Source organism: Streptomyces sp. YIM 130001 (genome assembly GCF_003574445.1).
GTDB lineage: Bacteria > Actinomycetota > Actinomycetes > Streptomycetales > Streptomycetaceae > Streptomyces.
This window is the reverse complement of sequence record NZ_KZ984561.1, coordinates 42,891-67,723: the sequence shown is the minus strand read 5'-3', so window position 1 is coordinate 67,723 and position 24,833 is coordinate 42,891. Positions and strand designations below refer to the sequence as shown.

General features: G+C 71.8%; 19 protein-coding genes. 16 read left to right on the top strand and 3 right to left on the bottom strand.

Annotated features, from left to right (window positions below):
- The first annotated feature begins 132 nt into the window (after positions 1 to 132).
- The 3 genes from DSC45_RS24030 to DSC45_RS36555 are packed head-to-tail and all read left to right on the top strand — an operon-like array spanning position 133 to position 2,869.
- Positions 133 to 1,425, top strand: a complete 1,293-nt coding sequence (locus tag DSC45_RS24030) for an MFS transporter (protein ID WP_119294012.1) — start codon at positions 133 to 135, stop codon at positions 1,423 to 1,425.
- Positions 1,422 to 2,642, top strand: coding sequence for an AMP-binding protein (locus DSC45_RS36560; RefSeq protein WP_119294011.1), 1,221 nt, complete (start codon positions 1,422 to 1,424; stop codon positions 2,640 to 2,642). The genes DSC45_RS24030 and DSC45_RS36560 overlap by 4 nt, the downstream gene beginning before the upstream one ends.
- On the top strand, positions 2,618 to 2,869 hold the full coding sequence (locus tag DSC45_RS36555) for an AMP-binding enzyme (RefSeq protein ID WP_240434813.1): 252 nt from the start codon (positions 2,618 to 2,620) through the stop codon (positions 2,867 to 2,869). Before DSC45_RS36560 ends, DSC45_RS36555 begins: the two co-directional genes overlap by 25 nt.
- Here the strand turns inward: DSC45_RS36555 and DSC45_RS24015 are convergent.
- Positions 2,846 to 3,601, bottom strand: a complete 756-nt coding sequence (locus DSC45_RS24015; RefSeq protein ID WP_240434812.1) for a sulfotransferase-like domain-containing protein — start codon at positions 3,599 to 3,601, stop codon at positions 2,846 to 2,848. The genes DSC45_RS36555 and DSC45_RS24015 overlap by 24 nt on opposite strands.
- Positions 3,602 to 3,791: 190 nt before the next feature.
- On the opposite strand from DSC45_RS24015, the gene DSC45_RS24010 reads away from it, so the two are divergent.
- The 11 genes from DSC45_RS24010 to DSC45_RS23960 are packed head-to-tail and all read left to right on the top strand — an operon-like array spanning position 3,792 to position 21,836.
- On the top strand, positions 3,792 to 4,553 hold the full coding sequence (locus DSC45_RS24010; protein ID WP_162929330.1) for a thioesterase II family protein: 762 nt from the start codon (positions 3,792 to 3,794) through the stop codon (positions 4,551 to 4,553).
- A 44-nt stretch (positions 4,554 to 4,597) separates the two neighbouring features.
- The gene (locus DSC45_RS24005) at positions 4,598 to 8,038 is read left to right on the top strand and encodes a non-ribosomal peptide synthetase (RefSeq protein ID WP_119294007.1); all 3,441 of its coding nucleotides are present in this window, start codon (positions 4,598 to 4,600) and stop codon (positions 8,036 to 8,038) included.
- The gene (locus DSC45_RS24000) at positions 8,035 to 12,516 is read left to right on the top strand and encodes a non-ribosomal peptide synthetase (protein ID WP_119294006.1); all 4,482 of its coding nucleotides are present in this window, start codon (positions 8,035 to 8,037) and stop codon (positions 12,514 to 12,516) included. The genes DSC45_RS24005 and DSC45_RS24000 overlap by 4 nt, the downstream gene beginning before the upstream one ends.
- On the top strand, positions 12,513 to 15,683 hold the full coding sequence (locus DSC45_RS23995) for a non-ribosomal peptide synthetase (protein ID WP_162929329.1): 3,171 nt from the start codon (positions 12,513 to 12,515) through the stop codon (positions 15,681 to 15,683). The genes DSC45_RS24000 and DSC45_RS23995 overlap by 4 nt, the downstream gene beginning before the upstream one ends.
- A 38-nt stretch (positions 15,684 to 15,721) precedes the next feature.
- Positions 15,722 to 16,459 (top strand): 2OG-Fe dioxygenase family protein, encoded by a 738-nt coding sequence (locus DSC45_RS23990; RefSeq protein ID WP_162929328.1) that lies wholly within the window; start codon positions 15,722 to 15,724, stop codon positions 16,457 to 16,459.
- Positions 16,449 to 17,552 carry a M20/M25/M40 family metallo-hydrolase gene (locus tag DSC45_RS23985; RefSeq protein ID WP_119294003.1) on the top strand — a complete coding sequence of 368 codons (1,104 nt, stop codon included), beginning with the start codon at positions 16,449 to 16,451 and terminating at the stop codon, positions 17,550 to 17,552. The genes DSC45_RS23990 and DSC45_RS23985 overlap by 11 nt, the downstream gene beginning before the upstream one ends.
- Positions 17,549 to 18,412: a RimK family alpha-L-glutamate ligase gene (locus DSC45_RS23980; RefSeq protein ID WP_240434811.1), complete on the top strand. Its 864-nt coding sequence runs from the start codon at positions 17,549 to 17,551 to the stop codon at positions 18,410 to 18,412. Before DSC45_RS23985 ends, DSC45_RS23980 begins: the two co-directional genes overlap by 4 nt.
- Positions 18,405 to 18,686 carry a hypothetical protein gene (locus tag DSC45_RS23975; protein WP_119294002.1) on the top strand — a complete coding sequence of 94 codons (282 nt, stop codon included), beginning with the start codon at positions 18,405 to 18,407 and terminating at the stop codon, positions 18,684 to 18,686. The genes DSC45_RS23980 and DSC45_RS23975 overlap by 8 nt, the downstream gene beginning before the upstream one ends.
- A 17-nt stretch (positions 18,687 to 18,703) precedes the next feature.
- Positions 18,704 to 20,011, top strand: a complete 1,308-nt coding sequence (locus tag DSC45_RS23970; protein ID WP_240434810.1) for a DegT/DnrJ/EryC1/StrS family aminotransferase — start codon at positions 18,704 to 18,706, stop codon at positions 20,009 to 20,011.
- Complete coding sequence (locus DSC45_RS23965; RefSeq protein WP_119294000.1) at positions 20,008 to 20,844, top strand: transketolase; 837 nt, start codon at positions 20,008 to 20,010, stop codon at positions 20,842 to 20,844. Before DSC45_RS23970 ends, DSC45_RS23965 begins: the two co-directional genes overlap by 4 nt.
- Positions 20,841 to 21,836 carry a transketolase family protein gene (locus DSC45_RS23960; RefSeq protein ID WP_205571410.1) on the top strand — a complete coding sequence of 332 codons (996 nt, stop codon included), beginning with the start codon at positions 20,841 to 20,843 and terminating at the stop codon, positions 21,834 to 21,836. Before DSC45_RS23965 ends, DSC45_RS23960 begins: the two co-directional genes overlap by 4 nt.
- Before the next feature lie 5 nt (positions 21,837 to 21,841).
- Here DSC45_RS23960 and DSC45_RS35870 read toward each other — a convergent pair whose 3' ends face one another.
- Positions 21,842 to 22,678 carry a GNAT family N-acetyltransferase gene (locus DSC45_RS35870; RefSeq protein ID WP_162929326.1) on the bottom strand — a complete coding sequence of 279 codons (837 nt, stop codon included), beginning with the start codon at positions 22,676 to 22,678 and terminating at the stop codon, positions 21,842 to 21,844.
- Between DSC45_RS35870 and DSC45_RS35865 the strand changes: the two genes are divergently transcribed.
- Together DSC45_RS35865 and DSC45_RS23950 are read left to right on the top strand one after the other, a co-directional pair.
- Positions 22,667 to 23,266 carry a hypothetical protein gene (locus DSC45_RS35865; RefSeq protein WP_162929325.1) on the top strand — a complete coding sequence of 200 codons (600 nt, stop codon included), beginning with the start codon at positions 22,667 to 22,669 and terminating at the stop codon, positions 23,264 to 23,266. The two genes, DSC45_RS35870 and DSC45_RS35865, sit on opposite strands and share 12 nt — an antisense overlap.
- Positions 23,263 to 24,309: a BtrH N-terminal domain-containing protein gene (locus DSC45_RS23950; RefSeq protein ID WP_119293998.1), complete on the top strand. Its 1,047-nt coding sequence runs from the start codon at positions 23,263 to 23,265 to the stop codon at positions 24,307 to 24,309. The genes DSC45_RS35865 and DSC45_RS23950 overlap by 4 nt, the downstream gene beginning before the upstream one ends.
- A 13-nt stretch (positions 24,310 to 24,322) precedes the next feature.
- Here DSC45_RS23950 and DSC45_RS23945 read toward each other — a convergent pair whose 3' ends face one another.
- Complete coding sequence (locus tag DSC45_RS23945) at positions 24,323 to 24,718, bottom strand: VOC family protein (RefSeq protein ID WP_119293997.1); 396 nt, start codon at positions 24,716 to 24,718, stop codon at positions 24,323 to 24,325.
- Positions 24,719 to 24,833 lie beyond the last annotated feature (115 nt).

The following is a 24,833-nucleotide window of genomic DNA, read 5'->3' as shown; positions in this document are numbered from 1 at the left end:
CTGGCAACTGTGGCGCGCGCGGTGCGGGGCGGCTATCGGGACTTCTCCCGACTGGTCGGTCCGGGCCCCGATCCCCGAGCGTGACTCGGGAGTTTCTCGAAGCGCTGGGGCGCGAAGTGAGGTGGTGCACCGGTGCTGACCCGAAGGCAACCGCAGGCGGACCCGCGCCCGGCACGGCAGGACGGTGACTTCCGGCGCCTGTGGGCCGGGGACGTCGTGTCGCAACTCGGCTCGCAGATCACGCTCTTCGTGCTGCCCTACATGGCAGTGACCACCCTGCACGCCTCGGCCGATCAGGTCGGCCTGCTCCAGGCGCTCTACACACTGGCGTTCCTGCTGGTGCCGCTGCCCGCCGGAGTGTGGCTGGAGAACCGGGCCAGGCGGCCGGTGCTCATCTGGATGTGCCTGATCAGCGCCGGTCTCGTCCTCTCGGTCCCGATCGTGGACGCCGTCGGCTCGCTCAGCCTGGCCCACCTCTACGCCGTCGCCCTGATGGGCGGCGCGGGGGCCGTCATCTCGGACATCGCCAAGGTCTCCCTGGTGCCCCAGCTCGTCGGCCCCGACAAACTGGCCTCGGCCAACAGCCGGCTCAACGTGGGCCTCGCCGTGGGCGGCACCGCGGGCCCCGGGCTCGCCGGCTGGCTGACCGCGCTGGTCGGTGCGTCGAACGCACTCGTCCTCGACGGGTGTTCCTACCTCTGGTGCGCGCTGATGACCAGCCGGCTGCTGCACCGCGAACCCCCGCCGCCGGCCGACCGCCCCGCCCGCAACCTGCCCAAGGAGGTACGGGAGGGACTGCACACCGTCTTCCGAACGCCCTCGGTGCGCAACATCGCCGTGCACGCGGCACTCAACAACGCCGGCGCCCAACTCCTGAACGTCGTCCTCGTCATCCACCTCGTACGGGACCGCGGATACGGCAGCGCCGCCTACGGCCTCGTCCTGGTGTGCGGCGGCGTCGGCGCCGTCGTCGGCACCCTGGCCGCACCCCGGCTCATCCGGACGTTCGGGTACGGCCGGGCCATGCTCGGCGTGCTCGCGATCTCGGTGAACGCGTTCTGGATCCTGCCCCTGGTGGACGGTTCGCGCACGGTCGTGGTGACGTCGTTCGCACTGGCCCTGGGCATCACCTCGGTGGGCACGGGCGTCGGAGGCGTCGTGAGTGTGACGGTGCGACAGCTCCTGACGCCCCCGCGCCTCCATTCCCGGATGAACGCCAGCTATCGCATGGTCACCTACGGCACCGTCCCGGTGGGTGCTCTGCTGGGCGGCCTGCTCGTGGAGCGGATCGGTGCGCAGGCGACGCTGTGGATCCTTCCGTTCGTGTTCACCGCGGCCGTGCTGCCCCTGGTGCACCGGACGGTGCGTTCACTCGGCAAGACCCCTGATCACGTGGAGCACGACCTAGTGGAGGCCGAGGGATGAGACTCATCGACCGGATCGCGGCCCACGCCGCGGCGGACCCGCACGCGGCCGCGATCCTGGACGAGGGCGGTGCCCTCTCGTACGCGGAGTTGTGGGCGGAGTCGGGCCGGACCGCGGCCCGGCTCACCGAAGCAGGTATCGGGCCGGGCAGCCGGGTCGCCCTCGCCGCCGGACGGAGCGCCGGACACATCGTGGCGGCACTGGGCGTCTGGCGCGCGGGCGCCGCGATCGTCCCCCTCGACCCCGGCGCAGCCCCGCTGCGGCGGGAGCAGATGCTGCGCGCCACGGCTCCGGCCGCCACGATCGCAGACGACCAGACCGTGGAGCGGCACGGCGGACCGGGACCCGACGACACCGCGCCCCTGGGCCTCGGCCGCAGCACCGACGACGGCTACTACGTGTTCACCTCGGGGTCCACCGGTCGGCCGAAGGGCATCGCCATGCCCCGCGCCGCGCTCGACAATCTGCTGGACTGGCAGCTTCCCGAACTGGGTGAACGCCCGCACCGCAGGGTCGCGTGGTTCGCCTCGGTCGCCTTCGACGTCTCGCTGCAGGAGATCACCTGCACGCTCGCATCGGGCGGGACGCTCGCCGTGGTGCCCGAGGAGATCCGCGCCAACCCGGACGCGTTCCTCGCCTGGCTCGTCGAGACCCGGATCGAGGTGCTCCACCTGCCCTACGTCGCACTGCAGATGCTCGCCGCACAGGCCGCCACGAGCCCGCTCGTGCCACGTCTGCGACTCACCGAGGTGATCACCGCGGGGGAGACACTCAAGTGCAGCCCGGACATCGTGCGCATGTTCCTGCGCCTGCCGAGCACCCGGCTGACCAACCAGTACGGCCCGTCGGAGAGCTACATCATCACCCGCTACGCGCTGCCCGGAGACCCGGCCCAGTGGCCCGCGCTCCCGCCGCTCGGCACCGCCGTCCCGGGAGTGCGGGTGACACTGCGGGACGCCACGGGGCCGAGGTCGAGCCGGGCGAGCAGGGCGAGTTGTGCGTCGGCGGGATCATCATGCGCGGCTACGTGGGCGAGAACGCGGCCGAAGCGAGCGCGCGCGCCCTCACCGACGGGTACTACCGCACGGGCGACTTCGCGAGCGAACGCGCGGGGCTTCTCCGGTTCGCCGGGCGCAAGGACCAGCAGGTCAAGATCGACGGCCATCGGGTCGAGCTCCAGGGGGTCGAGAGCATGCTGCTCGAACACCCCCGGGTGAAGGAGGCGGTGTGCCTCGTCACCGGTCAGGAGTCCCTCGAGCGTTCCCTGGCCGCGGTCGTCGTGGGCGGTGCGGAGCAGTCGGAGCTGCGCTCGTTCCTGAGCGCCCGGGTGCACCCGTCGATGGTGCCGCGGCGCTTCGTCATGGTGGACGCCCTGCCACTGACCTCCACGGGCAAGGCCGACCGGCCGGCCACCGCGCGGCTACTCGAGCCCGGCCGGGTGTAGCCGGCGCCGGTGCAAGGACTCGTAGAACGGCAGGTGGTGCCGGAGATAGGAGGACAGCACCGGGTCGGTCGCCAGGTCCGTCCCGTACTCGCGCGGCGTCGTGCGAAAGCCGGCCGACGCGCTGGCGTCGGCGTGCCAACGGGAGGTGCGGTGCCACTCGTCGCGCTCTCCGGGCCGCCAGTTCAGCGCGTCGGGCAAAAACGGAATGCCGACGGCGGCGCAGTACGCCGCGACCAGGCCCGGGGCGTCAGCCACCAGGTCGGACGAGTCGAAGACCACCGGCGGCCCCGAACTCCGCTCGGCGACCGCCTGATAGATCTCGAACTGGGCCTCCGCGCCGATCTGGTGGAGCCGCACCTCAGGGTTGAGCGCGTGGTAGGACGCGATGGTCTGCGCGGGGTGGCGGATGATGAACGTGTGGGTGGCGTCGCGGCCGAGGAAGGCCTCGTCGTCGAGGAGCGCGGGATAGCGCTCGTCGGTCGTGTCCTTGAAGAAGACCGGCTCGGACCGGGACAGCTCCCGGATCGCCGAGGTCAGTTCCGACTCCTTCCTGACCGTCAGGTCGCCGACCTCCACGCTGCCGAACTCGGCCAGGTTGGAGAAGGGTTCGTGCAGGACGTGGAAGTCACCGCGTTCGGTCATCATCCGGAAGAACGCCGTGGAGCGACTGCGCGGCATGCCCCACAGTGCGATGACGCGCGGCCGGTCGTCAGCGTCGTGCCACCTGGTCACCGTCGCCCTCACCCCTTCACCGTCTCGGCTGTCGAGCCCCGCAGTCTGGCACGGAACGGCGCCCTGTCCGAGGCGTTGCCGCTCTCGGCCGGGTAGGGGAACTCCCCGACTGTCCGGCCCCCGTACCGGCTGCGAACCTCGAACCAGCTCTGAGGGATCGTCCGACTCGACGGGAACAGTGTGGTGTCGCATGAACGCGCTACGGGTGTGGTCGAAGGCGGACGAGGTCCGGATGTGGCTGCTCTGCCTGCCTCCCGGTGGCGGTGACGCACGACTGTTCAGAAACTGGCCCGCGCACCTTCCCGAGAGCATGGGAGTGGCGGCGCTCGAACTGCCCGGCCACGGCGGCCGGCAGGGCGAACCGTGGGCCGCGAGCATCGAGGCCGCCGTCGGGGAATTCGCCGACGCCGCGGCACCGCTGCTCGAACGGCCGGTGATGTTCTACGGGCACAGCATGGGGGCGGTCCTCGCCCTCGATCTGGCCCACGAACTGCGCTCCCGGCAAGGCATTGAGCCGCTGGCGCTGATCGCCGCCGCCAGCGGGCCGCTGAAGCGGCAAATCCGGCAGACCCCCTCCGACGCCGGAGACGAAGAACTGGTGCGATGGCTGCGCACCCTCGGCGGCACGCCCGAGGAACTGCTCGCCGACCCGGAGTACCTCGCCGAGCTGCTGCCGGTACTGCGCGCCGACCTCGGCCTCCTCGAACGCCGGACGCGGCGAGCGCCGCCGCCGCTCGGCTGCCCGATCCACGTCTACCTCGGCGAACACGACCCGATGGTCGACGGCACTGCGGCGCAGCGCGGCTGGGCCGCGCACACGACGCGTGAACAGCCGCCCCGCAGCTTCCCGGGTGGCCACTTCTTCGTTCAGGAATCCGCCGAACGCGTGCTGGCAGCACTGGCCGAGGACGCGGATGCGGCGGTCGGCGGCCGGCTCCTTCGGTCCCGATGAGCATGTCGGACGCACGGCCGCAAGGCCGATTGGGAGGAACAGGCATGGGCAAGGCGGATTCGTCCGGAGGACGTGACACGGCCGGCGGCACGGCGACGGTGACGGCCGGACCGGAGGGGAAGCCCGCTCTCGAGGGGCTGTCGGCGGAGCGCCGGTCGCTGCTCACGCTGGAGCTCGCCCGGCGTAAGGCGGCGGCACTCAAGCCGCGGCCGCTGCCCCGCGATGGCGCCGAGCCGCGCTTCCCGCTCTCCTACGCACAGGAGCGGCTCTGGTTCCTCGCCCAGGCCGACCCGGGTTCGACCGCGTATGTGATGTCCGGCGCGCTGCGCCTTCGCGGCGCACTCGACCGGACGGCGCTCAGCGCGGCCCTCGACGAGATCGTGCGCCGCCACGAGGTGCTCCGCACCACCTTCCCCGACCAGGACGGCCTGCCCGAGCAGCGCGTCGGACCTCCCCGGCCCGTGCCGCTTCCCGTGGTGGACGCCGACGACGAGGACACGCTCGCCGCGTGCCGGGCCGAGGCCACCACACCTTTCGACCTCGCGTCCGACCTCATGGTGCGCGCCCGGCTGCTTCGCCTGTCCGACGACCACCACGTGCTCGTCCTCGGCCTGCACCACATCGCCGCCGACGGCTGGTCGCTCGGCGTCCTGCTGCACGAGCTCGGTGTCCTCTACGACACCTACCGGCGCGGGCAGGACTCGCCGCTGCCGGAACTCGACATCCAGTACGCCGACTACGCCGTCTGGCAGCGAGACTGGCTCGCCACCGGTCCGCTGGACGAGCAGATCGCCTACTGGCGCGAGCGCCTCGACGACGCCCCGGTGCTGGAGCTGCCCGCGGACACCGCACCCAGCGCGGCACGCACCTGGCACGGAGCGTCCGAACCGTTCTCCTTCCCGCCGCACCTGTGGAAGGCCGTGGTCTCCTTCGCCGAGGAACGCGGGACGACCCCGTACATGGTCCTGGTCGCCGCGTTCGCCGTCGTACTCGCCCGGTGGAGCGGCCAGAGGGACGTCGTGATCGGCTCGCCGGTCGCCGGGCGGGCCCACCCCGAACTGGAGCCGCTGACCGGGTTCTTCGTCAACACCCTGCCGCTGCGGGTGGGCGTGCCGGGCACGTCCACGTTCACTTCACTGCTCGGCGAGGTCAAGCAGTCCTGCACCGAGGCGTACGCCCATCAGGACGTCCCCTTCGGCAAGTTGGTCCAGGCCCTGCGGCCGGACCGCTCCCTGGGCCCCGTGCCGCTGGTGCAGGTGATGCTCGCACTGCGTGACGTACCGGGACAGCGGCCCGCACTCGCCGGCCTCGACGTGGAGGAACTGGACCTGGCGAGCAGCCAGGACGCCAGCAAGTTCGACCTGGTGCTCGACCTGGTCCCGGAGCCCGACGGCCAGTTGCGCAGCCGGGTCGAATACAGCACCGACCTCTTCGAGGCCGACACCGCGGGCCGTATCGCCGACGCGTTCGTCCGGGTGATCGAGACCGCGCTGGCCGGCCCGGACCAACCGGTCGACCGACTGCCCCTGCTGTCCGCGGACGAACGGGGGCGCCTCGTCGGCGAGTTGTCCGGCGCCGGCGACGCGAGCGCCGCCGACGAAGCGGGCTGCCTGCACACCCTCATCGACGCGACGGCGGACGCCGGGCCCGATGCCCCGGCGGTCGAGTGCGGCGACACCGTGCTCACCTACCGCGAGCTGACCGAGCGCGCCGACCGGCTCGCGCACCGGCTGCGTTCGCTGGGCGCGGGTCCCGAACACGTCGTCGGGATCAGCCTTCCGCGCTCGGCCGACATGGTGGTGGCCGTGCTCGGGGTGCTCAAGTCGGGCGCCGGATACATGCCGCTCGACCCCGGCTACCCGCAGAGCCGCGTCGAGTTGATGGTCCGCGACTCGGGCGTCTCGCTGATCATCACCGACCACACGGTGGCCGACACCGGCCGGCTGCACGCATCCGACGACGCGGACACCGGCCCCGAACTGGTGCTCATGGACGACATCGGCGCCGACGGCCCGCGGGCGGCCCGGCCCGGCCCGGTGCACCCGCGCACGCTGGCCTACGTCATCTACACCTCCGGCTCCACCGGCGTGCCCAAGGGCTCGGCCAACGAACACGGCGGCGTGGTCAACACCCTGACCGGACTGAACCGCACCCTCGGTCTCGGCCCCGCGGACCGGATGCTCGCGGTGTCCAGCCTCAACTACGACATGTCGGTCTACGAGATACTCGGCAGCCTGCTCGCGGGCGCCTGTGTGGTCGTCCCGCCGGACGACCTCGAGGTCACCGACCCGGTGCGGCTGCGCCAGCTGCTCATCGACGCCCAGGTCACCGCGTGGAGTTCCGCGCCGGCACTGCTCGAACTGCTGGTCAACCACGCGCACGGCGGCCCCGGTCTCGACGGAGCCGCGCTGCGCCTGGCCGCCCTCGGCGGCGACCGGCCGCCCTCCGCGCTCGCCGACCGGCTCGGTGAACTCCTGCCGGATCTGCGGCTGTACAACCTCGCCGGCATGACGGAGGTCTCGTACTGCTCGACCTACCACCTCGTGCGCCGGCCCGAGCCGGTCCCCGGCACCATCCCCTGGGGCCGCCCGCTGCCCAACCAGCACCTGTACGTCCTGGACGCGCACGGTGAACCCGTCCCCGTGGGCGTGCGCGGCGAGCTCTTCATCGGCGGCGCCGGTGTGCGCCGCGGATACTGGCGACGGCCGGGCCTGTCGGCCGAGCGGTTCATCCCCGACCCGTTCGACCCCACCTCCTCGGGGCGGCTCTACCGCACCGGGGACGCCGCCCGCTGGCGCACCTCGGGTGAGCTGGAGTTCCTGGGCAGGCTCGACCACCAGGTGAAGCTGCGCGGACTGCGGATCGAGCCGGGTGAGATCGAGGCCGCGCTCACCTCCCACGAGGACGTCAAGCGCTGCGCCGTCCTCCTGCGCGGCGAGGGCGCCGACCGGCGTCTGGTGGCCTACCTGACCACCCGGGGCCCACTGCCACCGAGCGTCGGAGAACTGCGCCAGTACCTGCTCGACCGCGTACCCGACCACATGGTGCCCTCGGCGTTCGTCCTCATGGACGAGTTCCCGCTCCAGCCGAGCGGCAAGCTCGACCGGACCGCGCTGCCGGACCCGGCCGCGATCCGGCCCGAACTGTCCGGCGGCTACACCGAGCCCGCCGATGCCCTGGAGAAGGTCCTCGCCGGAATCTGGGCCGAGGTACTCGAACTCGACCGGGTGGGGGTGAGCGACGACTTCTTCGACCTCGGCGGTCACTCGCTGCTCGTGACACAGGTGGTCTCCCGGATCCGCGACCTGTTCCGGGTGGACTTCCCGATCCGCGGCTTCCTCACGGCGGGCACCGTCCGCGCGCTGGCCGGCCGGCTGCGCTCCGCGGCAGCCGAGGCGGGATCGGACGCCGACCATGTCGCGGAGCTGATCCTCCAGGTAAGCGGCATGGACGCCGACCAGGTGACCAGGAGGCTCGGCGCATGACTCTCTCCGACGCCGCCGGGTTCCGCCCCGGGAGCATGGCCCCCGACCAACTCCGCCTGCTGGAACGCCTGCTGGCCGAACAGGACTCCGCACCCGCGCCGCGCCCGGAGATACGGCCGAACGCCGTGGACCGCGCGCACGCCGAGCCGTCCTCCGCCCAGCACCGCATCTGGTTCTTCGACCGACTCCAGCCCGGCTCCGCGCTCTACACCATCACCGGCGTCGCCGAACTGCGCGGCGCCCTCGATCCCGAGGTGCTCTCCCGCTGCCTGACCGAGGTCGTACGCCGGCACGAGACGCTGCGCACCACCTTCCACGGTGACGGCGACGAACTGTTCACCCGGGTCGAGCCGGTGGCACCCGTACCGCTGGAGTTCGCCGACCTGTCCGCGCTGCCGGAGGCCACCCGGCAGCACGCGGTGCGCGAGAGGCTCGACGCCGAGGCCCTGCGCCCCTTCGACCTCTCCGGTGACCTGATGCTGCGCGCAGGGCTGCTGCGCCTCGCCCCCGACCTGCACCTGTTGCAGCTGTCGATGCACCACATCGCCGCCGACGGCTGGTCGCTCGGTGTGCTGCTGCGCGAACTGGGCGCGCTCTACCCGGCCTTCTCACAGGGCGAGCCCTCGCCGCTGCCCGAACCCGCCGTGCAGTACGCCGACTACGCGGCCTGGCTCAACGAGCGCATGCGCGAGCCCGGCCACGAGGAGGCGCTGCACGCCTGGGTCGACCGCCTCGAGGGAGCCTCCGCCCTGGACCTGCCCACGGATCGCCCGCGGCGGGAATCGGGATCCTTCGTGGGCGGCCAGGTGCCGCTGACCCTGTCCGCCGATCTGATGGCCCGGATCAAGCAACTGGCCGACCAGGAACGGGCGACGCCCTACATGGTGCTCGTGGCGGCCCTCACCGCCCTGCTCGGCAGATGGAGCGGCGGCCGCGAGGACGTCGTCCTGGGCTGCGCCGTCGCCGGCCGCAACCGCAGTGAGATCGAGCCGCTCATCGGCTTCTTCGTGAACACCCTCCCGCTGCGCCTGGATCTCGGCGGACAGCCCTCGTTGCGCACTCTGGTGGGCCGGGCGCGAACCGCCTGCCTGGACGGCTACGCCGGCCAGGACGTTCCCTTCGAGCAGATCGTCGAGCGGCTTCAGCCGGACCGGGAACCGGGCGCCCGGGTGCCACTGGTACGACACATGCTCGTGCTGCACAACAGCCCGCGTCCCAAGCTGAACCTGCCCGGCCTCGAGGTCGAGGTGCTCCCCCTGGACACCGGCACCGCCAAGTTCGAGATCCAGATCGAACTGACCCCCACCGAGGACGGCGGTCTCGGCGGCTGGCTCGAATACGCTACGGACCTGTTCGACGAGGCCACGGCGGCCCGGCTGACCGAAGGCCTGCTGGCGTTGCTCGACGACGGTGTCGAACGGCCGGACGCCCCCGCCGACGAGCTGCGGATGCTGTCCGGCACCGACCGGCAGACCGTCCTTGCACAGTGGAGCGGATCGGCGGCGGCTCCGGCCGGCTCCGGCCTGCTCCACCAGCTGTTCGAAAGCGCCGCGGACCGGGCACCGGAAGCGGTCGCCCTGGTCGACGGCGCGCTCACACTGACCTACGCGGAGCTGGAGGCGCGCGCCAACCGCCTGGCACACCATCTGATCGCCCGGGACGTACACGTCGACGATGTCGTGGGCGTACAACTCTCCCGCTCGGCCGACGCCGTCGTCGCGATGCTCGCGGTGCTCAAGGCCGGCGCCGCCTACCTGCCGCTCGATCCCGCGCATCCGCCGCAACGACTGGCGGAACTCGCCCAGGACGCGGGCGCCCGCCTCGTGATCACCGAGACCACCGGCGATCCGTCGGCTCCCGCCACCCGTCCCGCCGTCGCCGTCCCACCGGGCGCGAGTGCGTACGTGCTCTACACCTCCGGCTCGACCGGCCGGCCCAAGGGCGTGACCAACGAGCACGCGGCGGTCGCCAACCGGATCCTGTGGATGCAGGAGGCCTACGGCCTGCAGCCCGGGGAAGCGGTACTGCACAAGACTCCGCTCGGCTTCGATGTCTCCGGGTGGGAGTGGCTCTGGCCGCTGGCCGTCGGCGCGCGCATCGTCGTGGCGGGCGACGACGGCCGCCGCGACCCGCGCGTCATCGCCCACCTGATCCGCGAACACGCGGTCACCACCTGCCACTTCGTCCCCTCCATGCTGCGCGCCTTCCTCGACGGGCCCGCCGCGGACTGCGCGGGCGTACTGCGCCGGGTCGTGTGCAGCGGCGAGGAACTCCCGCCCGCGACCGCGCGCCGATTCATGAACGCGCTGCCCGGCACCCGGCTGTACAACCTCTACGGGCCCACCGAGGCCGCCATCGACGTGACGGCCTGGCAGGTGCCGAGGCCCCTCGCACCGGAGCACGAGGCACGCCTGCCCATCGGCACCCCGATCGCCGGTGCCCGGCTCTACGTCCTCGACGCCCACTTCGAACCGGTGCCACCGGGAGCGGCCGGCGACCTGTACATCGGCGGAATCCCGCTCGCCCGCGGCTACCGGGGCAGGCCCGGCCTGACCGCCGAGAAATTCCTGCCCGACCCGTTCACGCCGGGCGGACGGCTCTACCGCACCGGTGACCGGGCACGGTGGGGCGCCGACGGCACGATCGACTACCTCGGACGGGCCGACCATCAGCTCAAGGTCCGCGGCCAGCGGATCGAGCCGGGCGAGATCGAGGCCGTCCTCGGCGCGCACCCGGCCGTCGAACGGGCCGTCGTCCTGCCGTACCGCGACGCGGAGGGAGACCTTCAGCTCGCGGCCTACGCCGGCCTCGGACCCCACGAGGAGAGTGCGGCCCAGCCGGAGGACAACAGCGATCACGCCGACCGCTGGCGCACGGTCTTCGACGACACCTACCAGGCATCCACCCCCTCAGCGGACGCGATCGACCTCGCCGGATGGAACGACTCCGCCACCGGAGAGCCCATCCCGGAGGAGGAGATGCGCGTCTGGGTCGACGAGACCGTGGACAGGATCACCGCGCTGCGGCCGTCGAACGTGCTCGAGATCGGCTGCGGCACCGGACAGTTCCTCCTTCGGCTCGCCCCGCACTGCGCGCGATACGTCGGAACCGAAATCTCGCCCGAGGCCCTCACCCGGCTCGCCGCGCACCTGGACACGGACACGAACGTGGAGCTGTCGCAACAGCCGGCCGACGACTTCACCAAATTCGCCGAGGGCGAGTTCGACACGATCATCCTCAACTCGGTCGTGCAGTACTTCCCCGACGTCGACTATCTGCAGCGGGTCCTGCGCGGCGCACTCGCCCTGCTCGCGCCCGGCGGCCACCTCTACGTGGGCGACGTACGGGACCTGCGCCTGATCGAGGCGTTCCACTGCTCCGTGCAGGCGGCCAGGCTGCCCGACCGCACACCGGCCGCCGACCTGCGCAGGCTCGTGGACCAGCAGATCGCCCACGAGGAGGAACTGCTCATCCACCCGGCCCTCTTCGAGACGGTCGCCCCCAGCTCCCAGGTCTGCCTGCTCGCCAAGTCCTCCCCGCACCGCAACGAGTTGACCCGGTTCCGCTACGACGTGATCATCGCCGCGCCGGGCGGGGAATCCGCCCCCGAGGTGCCGGACGCCTGGCGCCCCTGGGCATCCGGCCCGCCCGACCAGGACGGGTCGTACGGCCTGTCGGGCCTGCCCGACGCACGACTGAGCGAGGACCTGGCCAGGGTGCGGCTGCTGCGCGAGGCAGACGCGGACACCGTGGGCGCGTTGCGCCGCGCCCTCGCCGATCGCGATCCGCAGCCGGCAGGTGAACCCGCGGACCTGCCCGTACCCGACGGATACACCCTGATGCCCCGGCTCGGCGCCGCACCCGGTGTGCTCGACCCGGAGTTTCGCGGGGCGAACCGCCCGGCGGGTGGCCGTCCCGCTCAACTGCCGCCCACCGACGGGGCCTTCGCGAACGACCCCCGGCGCGCGATCCGCGAGCGGCTGACCGTGGCGGGGCTGCGCGAACATCTGCACCGGACACTGCCCGACTACATGGTCCCCGCCTCCCTGATGGTGGTCGACCAGTGGCCGATCGGACCCAACGGCAAGTTGGACCGCGCCGCACTGCCGTCGCCCAGCTCGCTCAGGCCGGCCCTCGCGACCGGCTACGTCGCCCCGCGCGACGACACCGAGCGGATCATCACCCGGATGTGGCAGGAAGCTCTCGGCCTCGACCGGATCGGCGTCCACGACGACTTCTTCTCGCTGGGCGGGCACTCCCTGCTCGCCGTCCAGATCGTCGGCCGGATCCAGGACGCGTTCGCCTGCGAACTGCCGCTCGGCGTGCTGCTGCGCGCCCCGACGATCGCCGCCGTCGGCACATGGATCACCCAGCACTCCGGCAGCCGGGCGCCGCGGCTCGCACCCATCGCGCGCGCCGCCCGCCGGCACCGCGGACCCGGTCTCGCGACCCCGGCCGAACAAGGAGCCCGACCATGAGCGAACAGGCCCTGGCCGACGACGAACCGTTCGAACTGCCCGCCTCGTTCGGGCAGGAACGGCTGTGGCTGCTCGACCGGCTCGGCGCCGGCAACGCCTACCATCTCGGCGGCGCCATCCGCCTGGACGGTCAGCTCGACCCGGACGCCCTCGCCCGCGCCGTCACATGTCTCGTCGAACGGCACGAGATCCTGCGCACCACACTGGAACTGGGCCCCGACGGGCAACTGGTGCAGCTCGTCCACCCGGGCACCCGGGCGACGACCGCCCGGCTCCAAGCACCGCAGCCCACGCTCGCCGCCGCCCGCCACACCCTGGCCGAGCATCTCGACGCGCCCTTCGACCTCGCCACCGGCCCCCTGCTGCGCACCGCGCTCGTCCGATTCGGCGAGACGTCCTGGTTGTTCGGCGTCTCGATGCACCACATCGTGTCCGACGGCTGGTCGATCGGTGTGTTCCACCACGAACTCGCCGCGTTCTACCGTGCCGAGACCGCCACCGGCCCGGCCGAACTGCCCGAACTGCCCGAACTGCCCGAACTGCCCATCCAGTACGGCGACTTCGCCGCATGGCAGCGCGAGACCGTTGCCGCCGCCGGACCGGAGTTCACCGACTACTGGCAGGAGCGCATGGCGGGCGCCGTTGCGCTGGAGCCCGCGGAACCCGTCGACGGCACCTCGTCGGACGTGCCCGTCGAGGTGCCCGCAGCGCTGATGGAGGCCGTCGGCCGACTGGCGAAGCAGGAGTCCGCGACGCCCTTCATGGTGCTGACCGCCGCATACATGGCGGTCCTCGCACGCTGGACCGAACGGGACGACGTCGTGGTGGGCACGCCGGTCGCCGGCCGGCCGCGGCCCGAACTCCACCACCTCGTCGGCTTCTTCGTCAACACGTTGCCGCTTCGCACCCGCGTGGACACCGGATCATCGTTCCGTACGCTGCTCGGTGCGGTACGCGAGACCTGCCTGGGCGCCTTCGAGCACCAGGACCTGCCGTTCGAGCGGATCGTCGAGGTCTCGGGAGCCGACCGGGTCCAGGGCCGCACCCCGCTGGTCGGCGCGCTCATCGCCCTGCAGAACACGCCCACCCCACGATGGGACCTGCCCGGCATCACGGCCGAACCGGTCGAACTCGCCGACCTCCCCGCCCAGTTCGGCCTCAACCTCTACCTGTCGGAGACGGCGGACGCGGGACTGACCGGGCGGCTGGTGCACAACGCCCAATGGGACCCCGCTGACGTGCGGCGCCTCGTGGCGGGCTGGCTCGCCCTGCTCACCGACGCGCTGGCCGACCCGGCCGAACCGGTCGGACAGCTGTCACTCGGCGTGCAGGGAGACGGTGCCGAGGAGGCCCGACCGCCCGTCGCCGACGGCCTGGTGCACCACTGGATCTCCGCGGCGGCCAGGGAACACCCCGACAGGATCGCGATCAGCAGTGCCGACGACGAGATCACCTACCGCGAGCTGGAGGAGAGGTCGGGCCGGTGGGCGCGGCTGCTGCGCTCGCACGGCGTCGGCGTCGGACCGGAACGCCCGGTCGCCATCTGCATGCAGCGCTCGATCGCCCAACTCGTCGCGGCCCTAGGCATCCTCAAGAGCGGCGCGGCCTATCTGCCGCTCGACCCCGCCCACCCCGAGGAGCGACTGGCCTGCCTCGTCGCGGACACCGGCACGCCCGTCGTCCTGACCGACGCGACCACGGCCGGCCTCTTCGCGGACAGCACCGCCGCCGAGCTGCTGCGCGCCGACACCGTGCCGGAGGATGTCCCGTACGACGGCCCATCGCGCGCAGCGCAGGACCAGAACCCGGACTCCCTCGTCTACGTCATCCACACCTCCGGCTCCACCGGCACCCCGAAGGGGGCGATGAACACCCACCGGGCCCTGGCGAACCGGGTGGGCTGGGCGCAGCGGGTCTTCGGACTCGAGCCCGGCGAGGCCGTCCTGCACAAGACCCCGTGGAGCTTCGACGTCTCCGCCGCCGAGTGGCTGTGGCCGCTCACCGCGGCGGCCCGGATCGTCCTCGCGGAACCGGGCGGCCACCGTGACCCCCGGTACCTCGCCGGCCTCGTCACCGAGGAGTCGGTGACGACCTGCCACTTCGTTCCGTCGATGCTCCAGGCCTTCCTCGCCGACCCCGCCGCCGCCACGTGCGCGGGCGTACTGCGCCGTGTGCAGTGCAGCGGTGAGGAGCTGCCGGTCGCGACGGCCCGGCGTTTCAAGGAGATCCTGCCGGACACCGAACTCTGGAACCTCTACGGGCCGGCCGAGACCTGCGTCGACGTCAGCTACCACCAGGTCGCCCCCCAGGACCTCGACCACTCCCGACTGCCCATCGGACACCAGATTCCCGGCTCCAGGCTGCACGTTCTCGACCGGCGCGGCGAGCCGGTGCCGCCGGGCGTGCCCGGTGAACTGCACATCGGCGGGGTCGCGGTGGGCCGCGGCTACCTGTCGGCGCCCGCGCTCACCGCACAACGGTTCGTCCCCGACCCGTTCGCCGCCGACGGCGCCCGCCTGTACCGCACCGGCGACCGGGTCCGCCGACTCCCCGACGGCGCACTGGAGTTCCTCGGCCGCTACGACCACCAGGTGAAACTCCGGGGCATCCGCGTGGAGTTGGGAGAGATCGAGGCCGCGCTCGGCCGGTATCCGGGCGTCGCACAGACCGTGGTCCTGGTGCGAGGCTCCGGCGCCGACATCCGGCCAGTCGCCTACGTGGGATGCCCGGGACACCAGCCGACCGGTGAGGACCTGCGCAGCTTCCTGCTGCGGACGCTGCCCGCGGCCCTGGTGCCGAGCACGTATGTCGTCCTTGCGGCGCTGCCGGTGACATCCAACGGCAAACTCGACCGCGCCGCGTTACCCGAGGCCGGCCCCGGCCGACAGGACAAGACGCAGACCGTACCGCCGCGCACACCTGCCGAGAGGCTGCTGGCCGGGATCTGGACGGACGTGCTCCAACTCGGCGACGTCGGCATCCGGGACAACTTCTACGAGCTCGGCGGCAATTCGCTGCGGGCGGTACGGGTCTTCCAGCGCACCCAGGAAGAAGGACTCCTGATGGCCCTCGAGCCCATGCTCGGCGACCACACCATCGAACAGCTGGCGGCCGGTCTCGCCACCAGCTCCGGCGAGACCCTGCACGACATCGATCGACTGCTATGAGGTCCGCCTACCAACAGCGCACACAGAAAGTGGGAAGGATGTCGGTTGCAACAGTGGCCCTGACGCGTCGGGCTGAAGCACTCGGGAAGTGGGGGGACGCCCTGGCGGGCGACGACTTCGTCGCACTGCCGGGCAGCGAGTTGACCGGCTGGTTCCCGCCGGCGGACCTCGCGCGATTCGCCGCCACCTGGGAACACCTGCCACGCGACGAGACGGTCACCGGCGGCGTGGTCCGCGAGCGAAGGTACGGGCGCCTGATGGCCTCGCGCGGCCCCACCGGTCAGTGGAGTTTCGCCCCACTGCCGCACCGGGCCTTCCAGCAGACCGCGGAACACATCCCGCTCTACGACGGACAGGCCAGGATGTTCAGCCCGATCCCGGAGAGCACGCTGACCGATCCGGCGCTGACCGAACTGATCGGCATCGACCTGGCCGTCGTCGCAGCGGCCGCCCCGCAACTGTCCAGGGCCGAGGTGGGACTGCATCAGATCCGGGTGCTGGCCACCCCCGATGCGCCGGGCAGCCCGACCCCCGAGGGCAGGCACCGCGACGGCCACGACTTCATCGGCATGCACCTGATGGGCCGGGTGCACTGCGCGGGCGGCGAGTCCGTGATCCACCGCGACGGCCTGCCGCAGACGCGGATGACGCTCACCGATCGGCTGGACTCGCTGGTCGTGTCCGACACCCGGATAACCCACGAGGTCACGCCCACCGTCGCCGACGGCACCACCGGCGTACGGGACATGCTGCTGGTCGACATCAATGAGCGCTGACCCCACGCGCGTCGAGGAGACGCGGACGCTGCGCGGCCTGGTGGAGATCCCCTCGCCGTCCGGATCAGAGGCCGCGGCGGGCGCCTTCCTCGCCGCGCGGATGACAGCACTCGGGTACGACGTGCGCACCGACGCCGTCGGGAACGTGATCGGCGAGATCGGCGACCCCACCGGACCGGTGATCATGATGGTCGGCCACCTTGACACCGTGGCGGGGACACTCCCGGTACACGAGTCCGGCGGCCTGCTGTTCGGGCGGGGCACGGTGGACGCAAAGGGCCCGCTCGCCACCATGGTGCACGCCGGTGCACGGGCGGCCTCGTCCGGATGCGGGCGGATCGTCGTCATCGGCGCGGTGGAGGAGGAGGCCGCCTCGCGAGGCGCCCACCACCTCACCACCACCCTGGCACCCCCGGACGCCCTGCTCATCGGCGAGCCCAGCGGAGCCGGCACCCTGGTCGTCGGCTACCGCGGAGTCCTGCGGTTCTGCTACGAGGTGCGCCGCCCGCCCGCACACACGAGCAGCCCCGCGGAACGGGCGGTGGAGCTCGCGAGCGACCTGTGGCAGCAGGTGCGGACCCTGCTGCCTCCCGCGCCCGTCGACGCCCCCCTCTTCGACCACGCCTCGCCGGCACTTGTCGGCCTGGACGGCGGCCTCACCCACGCACGCGCCGAGATCTCCTGCCGGATCCCGCGCGGCTTCGACACCACCGGATTCCTGGACGAGGTACGCAAGCACGCGGCGGACGGCGAGATCACCGTGGTCGAGCAGGTGCCGGCCGTCCGGACGGGGCGCGGCGCGCCCCTGGTCCGCGCGTTCGCCGGTGCGGTGCGCCGCAGCACCGGCGCGGTCGCCGTCAAGGTCAAGCTCGGCACCTCCGACATGAACGTCCTGGCGCCCCACTGGTCGGCGCCCGCCCTCGCCTACGGCCCCGGGGACTCGAAGCTCGACCACACAGACGAGGAACACATCCGGCTGGAGGAGTACCTGCTCGCCATCGACATCCTGGCCGAGGCACTCCCGGACATCGCGAGCTCCCTGGCCCGGCCGGTACGAGCCGCCGGCCCCTACCCCGAAGAGAGGCGAACGTGAGCGTCGACGACCTCCCGCTGGCCGTGCTGGCCTCCCGGATCAGACTCGAGGAGAAACTGCTCCTCGCCGAACTCGAACGGCGCCGGGTCCCGTTCGAAGTCGTGGACACCAGGACGACCGTCTTCGGGCCCGGCAACGACCTCCGCTACCACGGCGCCCTCACCCGCGAGATCGGACACACCCGCAATCTCTACGCCACACGGCTGCTCGAGCACGCGGGCGTGAGGGTGGTGAACGACTCCTCCATCCTGGACACCTGCGGCGACAAGCTGCTCACCACACTCGCGCTGGAGGCGGCCGGGCTGCCGGTGCCCCGCTGGATGACGACCCTCACCCCGCAGGGGGCACTGCCCGCGCTCGCGGACTTCGGATACCCCGCCGTGGCCAAGCCCGTCGTCGGGTCCTGGGGCCGGCTGGCCGCCCGCCTCGAGAGCCACGACGCCGCCGAGGCGGTCCTCGAACACCGCGACGCGCTGCCCGGCCCGGTCAACCGGATCACCTACATCCAGGAGTACATCGACAAGCCCGGCCGCGAGATCAAGGCCTATGTGATGGGCGGCGAGACGATCGGAGCGATCTACAAGAGCTCGGACGAATGGCGCACCAACACCAAGCGCGGCGGCACCCCTTCGGTGTGCACGCCGGACGACGACCTCCTGAAGCTCCTCACGGCCACGGCCGACGCGATCGGCGACGGTGTCCTCGGCATCGACGTACTGGAGGACCGCTCGGGGGCCTACTACGTCAACGAGGTCAACCACACCCCGGAGTTCCATGGCGCCTTGGAAGTACTCCAGGTGGATCTGGTCGGCCGCTATGTCGACCACGTCCTGAGCAGGACGGGGCGATCCGGTGCGTGACGACTCCATCGAGTGCCGAGGCGGCCTCGTGCCCCTGCCCCACGGCCACCGGGACTGGCTGCCGCTGGTGTTCGACGGCCACGACCAGGCGCGAGCCGTCGACGGGGCCGAAGTCCTGGTGCACTACCCCGACGCGGTGGAGCCCGAATGGATCCACTGCCCGCCGGGCCTGGGCCGGGCCCGCGTCCCGCTCATCCGGCCCGAGAACCCCATCGCGATCCGCCTGCCCGACCGTCCGGGCGTATGGGTCCACATCGAGGAGGCTGCCGCATGACCCGTAACGGGCTGGCTATGTTCGGCGGTCCCCGCGCCGTCCCACGGGAACGGGCCGCGAAGGACCTGGTCGGCTGGCCGGTGATCACCGACGCCGAGCGCCACGCGGTCGTCGGCGTACTCGACAGCGGCCAGTTCACCTCGAACAACCCCGGCTCCGGACAAGTGCAGCTCCTCGAGCGCGAGTGGGCCGACCTGGTGGGCACCGCACACTGCGCGGCGGTCTCCAACGGCACCACCGCACTGGAACTCGCCCTCGCCGCCGCCGGAGTCGAACCGGGCTCGGAAATCCTGGTCCCTGCGCTGTCGTTCATCGCGAGCGCCGTGGCCCCGGTGCACCGGCTCGTCGTCCCCGTCTTCGTGGACATCGACCCGGTCACCTTCACCATGGACCCGCGCGCCGCCGCCGCGGCCATCACCCCACGCACCGCCGCGATCCTCGCCGTCCATCTGCACGGACTGCCCTGCGACATGGACGAGCTGAACGATCTCGCCCGCCGCCACGATCTGCTGCTCGTCGAGGACGCCGCCCAGGCCCACGCCGCGCAGTACCGCGGAACCCGCACCGGCGCGCTCGGCGACGTAGCCGCCTTCAGCCTCAACGTGGTCAAGAACCTGCCGACCTGCGGGGAGGGCGGCCTCATCACCACGGACGACTCCGCCCTGCACAACCGGCTGCTGCGCCACCGCCAGTTCGGCGAACAGCTCGAAGGACGCGGCAAGCGCGACTACATCTCCCACGAACTGGCCGGCAACGCCAAACTCAGCGCCATCCAGGCGGCCTTCACCCGCTGCCAGCTCGACCGGCTCGAGGAGTACCACCAGGCCCGTGACCGCAATGTCCGGGCCATGCTCGACCGGCTCAGCGTGCTGCCCGGCCTCCAGACACCGCACTGCCCCGACGACCGCACGCACGCCTGGCACATCCTCCGCTTCCGCTTCTCTCCCGGACGGATGGGCATCGAGGACGCTTCACCGGGCGCAGTCCGTGCCGCCGTCGAGCGGGTGATGCGCGCAGAGGGCGTTCCGCTCCAGCAGTACCAGCCCGTCCCCCTGCCCGAGCAGGAGGCGCTCGTGAGCCGCAAGGGCTTCGGCGGATACCCGTGGAAACTGCGGCCCGGCGAGTACGGGCCGACCGACACCTACCCGAACACCCTCGCCGTCATCGAGGACTCCCTGACCCTCCAGCGCTGGCACCTCAACCCGGCCGCAGGCCCGGTCCTCCAGGACTGCGCGGCCGCGTTCGAGAAGGTCTGGGCGAACCTCGACCAGGTGGCGACGCTCGCCCGTGCGATGAGCCCCACCCCGTCGGAGGCCGTGCGATGAGCACAGACGACGTCGACGTGCTCGCCGAACGGGCGCACCGAATACGCGAGCGCGTGCTGGAGATGGGGGCCGGCGAGACCGGCACCCACCTCGGTGGCAGCCTCTCCGCCACCGACCTGCTGACCGTGCTCTACGGCTCGGTGCTGCGCGTACGACCCGAGAGCCCCGACTGGCCCGACCGCGACCGCTTCGTGCTCAGCAAGGGCCACGCGGGCGCAGCCCTGTACGCCGTGCTCGCCGAGTACGGATTCATCCCGGCCGAGGAATGCGCCGACTACGCGAAACCGGGAAGCCGGCTCGCCGCCCATCCGCTACGCCGCGTCGAGGGCGTGGAATTCCCCACCGGCTCCCTGGGCCACGGCCTCTCGCTGGCCGCGGGCACCGCACTCGCCGCCCGCCGACTCGGCAGCCCCGCCCGGGCGTTCGCACTGCTCGGCGACGGCGAACTCCAGGAGGGCTCGGTATGGGAGGCGGTGATGGGCGCGGCCCACCACCGCCTGGACAACCTGATCGCCGTAGTGGACCGCAACGGCTGGCAGATCAGCGGCACCACGGAGGAGTGCCTGTCGCTGGAACCGCTGGCCGACCGCTGGCGCGCCTTCGGCTGGGCCGTACGCGAGGTGGACGGACACGACCTGAACGCGCTGCTCACCACCTTCGACGGGCTGCCGGACACCGAGGGACGGCCCACGGTCGTACTGGCCCGCACGGTCAAGGGCCGTGGCGTCCCGATGCTCGAGGACCGCAAGAAGAGCCATTTCGTCAAGCTGACGCCGAAGCTCCACCTGCGCGCGTTGGCGGGACTCCGCAACCGCAGGGAGCGACAACAGTGACCGAGCTGACGATCGCCCAGGAGGCGCCCTCCGAGCAGGAACCCTCGTGGCAGGAACGGTACGGGGGACCGAGCCGGGAGATCTGCCGGCTCGCGCTCGTCGACCTGGCCCGGCGCGACCCGCGGATCATGTGTGTGGACTCCGACGTCGGCGGACTGGAGAGCCTCTTCGCCGACCTGCCCGAGCAGTACGTCAACGTGGGCATCGCCGAGTCCAACCTGATCGGCACGGCCGCGGGCATGGCGGCCGCCGGTCTCGTACCGTTCGCGCACACCCTGAGCGGCTTCGCAGCGACCCGCGCCTGCGAGCAGATCAAGGTGGACGTGGCGGGCAACGACCTGCCCGTGCGCATCGTCGTCTCCCACGGCGGCCTGTCCGCCGGACACTACGGGCCCACCCACCACGCGGTGGACGACCTCGGGATCATGCGGCTGATGCCCAACCTCACCGTGCTGGTGCCCGCCGACGCGGTGGAGGCGGAACAGGCACTGATCGCCTCCGCCGGCCTTCCCGGCCCGGTCTTCCTGCGGTTGGGCCGCACCGAAACACCACTCGTCTACCGGCAGCCCTACGACTTCCGCATCGGCCGGGCCGTGACCCTCGCCGACGGCGACGACGTCACGCTCATCGCTTCCGGGCCGTATCCGGTGGTGATGGCGCTGCGCGCCGCCGAGACGCTGGCCGCCGCAGGCATCCGGGCCCGTGTGCTCAACATGCACACCATCAAACCGTTGGACGAGGAAGCGGTCCTGCGCGCAGCGGCCGAGACCCGCGGCATCATCACGATCGAGGACCACCTGGTCGTCGGCGGACTGGGCAGCGCGGTCTGCGAGACCGTCGCAGCCCGCGGCGGCTGCCCGGTGCGCAGGATCGGGGTGCCCGACCGGTTCAGCGACCGGGTCGGCGGAGAGCTCGACCTGCTCGAGCACGCCGGAATCACCCCGGAACGGATCGTCGCCGAGGCCCGGCTGCTGACCGCAGCGGTGAACTGATGGACTCAGCCGCCGATGCGCCACAGCGCGAGCGCACCGCCGTCCACGCGCCGCGGCATCCGGAACGCGGGCACGGCCTCGGTGGGCCGGGAATCCACCAGGAGGCCACCGGAGCGGGGGAGTCCGTCGCCGCCGAGGAACCGCGCCGGAGTGCCCACATGCAGTGCCGCGAGCCCGGCCAGCGCCGCAAGCCCCGCCTCGAGGGCGGCGCCGGTCTGGGCGGGCAGCGCCACACTGCCCCGCGGCCCGCCGAACCACACCCGCATCGGCCCGTCCCACAACGGGACGGGCTCGCCGCCCCACGGATAGGGCAACTCCTCATCCGCAGCGGCGAGATCCTTCACCATACGGACCTCGGACAACGGCTTGTCAGGCCCGGGGAAATGAGCCGTGGTGCGATAGCCCAGCCGGCAGTAGAACGGCGGGTTGCCGCGCTCGACCACGGCGTCGAGGACCACGCGTGCCGCACCACCGGCGCGCGCACCGTCCTCGATCGCGTGCATCAAGAGCCGTCCGACCGACCTGCCCCTGGCCCGCGGTGCGACCGCGAGCCGCCGTACCGCCCACACGTCCGCGCCGGGTATCGCGCGCACACAGCCGACCACGTCGCCGCGCCGGTCCAAGCCCGTCCACATCCGTGTCCCGCGCTCCAGCTCGGCCAGTACGTCGGCGCCCGTCTCCGCGGAACCGTCGGCGGGCGGCAGACCGGGATACCGGTCGCCCACGGCGAACGCGGCCCGGACCAGCGCCGCGGTCCGCTCCATGACGGCCGGATCACGCTCACGCGTCTCCACCGTCCGTATCGCGTCCTGTGCTCCAAGGAGGTTCCTGTGGTCAAGCACGTCACTCCCACTCTCGTCCGGTCCACGGTCGGAGCGGCCCACCCGGTCGCGATCGAGGACTACCTCGACAGCGTCGGCGTCGAACCGAACAGCCGCTCCGGTCGCGGTGCGTTCAACATCTGGGGCAATGCCTTTCCGGCCGAGGAACTGCCCTGCGGCAACCTCACGGAACTCGACCGGGTGCCGTTTCGCTTCCCCGCGGCCGACGGGAAGCGGCCGGACCATCTGCGCTGCCGCGGCCAACGCATCCCGCTGCCTGCCGTGCGGGCCGACTGGATCCACGTCCTCGGCGCCGCCGAGCGCCGTACCGAAGACAGCGTGCTCGTCGAGTACGCCGACGGAACCGTCCGCAGGCAATGGCTGCGGCTGTCGGATTTCTGGCCCCAGACCGGTCCGCGGTTCGGTGAGCGTCTCGCCTTCCGGACCACCGCGATGCTGTACCCGAGACACGAGCAGAACACGATGAGCCCGTCGATCTGGCACCAGCGGGTGCCTCTCGCGGTGGCCGACGGATTGAGCGCGCTCGTCCTGCCCCACAACCCGGCCATGCATCTGTTCGCGCTGACCCTGGTGACGGAGGCGGCATGAGAGTCGAGCTGGACAACGTGCGGCCGTGGCGCCACGACCTCGGACACTGCCTGCACGCGACGATGGGGGTGCTGCTCGGCTGCCATGGCGCCGACCCGCTCCACGTACTCGGCGCGGCCTGGGGATTCGGCTACCGGTCGGGCGATCTGCGGCGCGAGGAGTACTACGTCCCCTTCGGCGTCGAGTCGCTGCTCGGGGCAGTGGCCCCGCACCATCCGGTGACATCGCGCTGGCACCGCCCACCGGACCCCGAGACGGCCTGGACACAAGTACGCGACGCGCTCAGGGACGGACACGCCGTCGCCGCGGCGGTCGACAACTTCCATCTGCCTTTCCGTCCGGCATACCGGGACGTGCACACCAACCACCTGCTGACCGTGTACGGGTTCGACGACGAACGGGACGAGGTGCTGCTGGCCGATCCGGTGCCGCCACGCTTCCAAGGCGCCATCACACGAGCCGAGTTCGCCGCCGCACGCGCCTCGGCCAACCCCGAGGACCACGACCGGGACCTGTTCTTCACCCGCAATCCGATCGACGGGCGATGGCTGGAGGTCACGGTCGGCCCCGACATGCCGCCCTGGGACCTCGACCATGTGCGCACGGTGATCAGCGCCAACGTGGCCGCGCTGGAAGGCGATCGCACCCTGCGGGACGGATACGCCGACGACGGCGCGGAACTGTTCGCCGGGCGCCGCGGCCTGGCCCGCTACCTCGACGCCGCCGCAGCGCGGATGCGCACGGGCGGCGATACCGAGGTGGTGGACGAGACCTTCGTCGTGGCCGGCACCGTACTCGCCGAGACCGGAGTGCACGCCGACTGGCTCGCCGCCGCGGGCCACACCTTCGGCCGGCCCGAATTGACGGAGGCATCCCGTCAGGTGGAGCGGGTCGCCCACCACTGGAGCGCGGTACGGATCATCGTCGCCAACGCCCGTGCCGACACCGCGGCAGCGGCGGACGACCTCGAGCGCAGGTCCGCGGCGCTCCTGGCCGACCAGGACCGCGCCCTCGATCTCCTCGCACGGCCCGTTCCCCGCTGATCCGAACGACGCCCTAGCTCTTCGGGGCCAGGCTGCGCAGCACACAGAACTCGTTGCCCTCGGGGTCGGCCATGACCACCCATTTCCGGTCCGGGCCCTGCCCGACATCGGCCCTGGTGGCCCCGAGGGCGAGCAGCCTGTTCGCCTCGTCGTCGGTACTGCGGTCGATCGGACTGACGTCGAGGTGAAGCCGGTTCTTCACCGACCTGCCCTCGGGCACCTCGATGAACAGCACCGTGGGCGGCATCTGACGGGCCCGGACCTCCTCGACGGTCGGCACCCAGGAGCCGATCTCGACCTTGCCCTCGCTCCGGTCGATCACCTCGAAGCCCAAGACCTCGCACCAGAAGGCCGCGAGCCTCTCCGGATCGCGACAGTCGACTGCCAGTTCCGTGAATCTGCTCGTCATGTCACTCCTAGTCGTGCGGACGGAGCCTCAGAGTATTTGCCGACCCTGCCCCGGCCCACAAGTCCGGGATCTACCTGACTACTGGGGTCACGGCGCAGGAACGAAGCTGAGGCCC

Bases quoted from the DNA above. Each gene is read 5' to 3' on its own strand.
- DSC45_RS23995 (WP_162929329.1), top strand. From the start codon at position 12,513: ATGAGCGAACAGGCCCTGGCCGACGACGAACCGTTCGAACTGCCCGCC.
- DSC45_RS24000 (WP_119294006.1), top strand. From the start codon at position 8,035: ATGACTCTCTCCGACGCCGCCGGGTTCCGCCCCGGGAGCATGGCCCCC.
- DSC45_RS24010 (WP_162929330.1), top strand. From the start codon at position 3,792: ATGAACGCGCTACGGGTGTGGTCGAAGGCGGACGAGGTCCGGATGTGG.
- DSC45_RS36560 (WP_119294011.1), top strand. From the start codon at position 1,422: ATGAGACTCATCGACCGGATCGCGGCCCACGCCGCGGCGGACCCGCAC.
- DSC45_RS23950 (WP_119293998.1), top strand. From the start codon at position 23,263: ATGAGAGTCGAGCTGGACAACGTGCGGCCGTGGCGCCACGACCTCGGA.
- DSC45_RS23990 (WP_162929328.1), top strand. From the start codon at position 15,722: ATGTCGGTTGCAACAGTGGCCCTGACGCGTCGGGCTGAAGCACTCGGG.
- DSC45_RS23965 (WP_119294000.1), top strand. From the start codon at position 20,008: ATGAGCACAGACGACGTCGACGTGCTCGCCGAACGGGCGCACCGAATA.
- DSC45_RS24005 (WP_119294007.1), top strand. From the start codon at position 4,598: ATGGGCAAGGCGGATTCGTCCGGAGGACGTGACACGGCCGGCGGCACG.
- DSC45_RS23945 (WP_119293997.1), bottom strand. From the start codon at position 24,718: ATGACGAGCAGATTCACGGAACTGGCAGTCGACTGTCGCGATCCGGAG.
- DSC45_RS23970 (WP_240434810.1), top strand. From the start codon at position 18,704: ATGTTCGGCGGTCCCCGCGCCGTCCCACGGGAACGGGCCGCGAAGGAC.
- DSC45_RS36555 (WP_240434813.1), top strand. From the start codon at position 2,618: ATGCTGCTCGAACACCCCCGGGTGAAGGAGGCGGTGTGCCTCGTCACC.
- DSC45_RS23985 (WP_119294003.1), top strand. From the start codon at position 16,449: ATGAGCGCTGACCCCACGCGCGTCGAGGAGACGCGGACGCTGCGCGGC.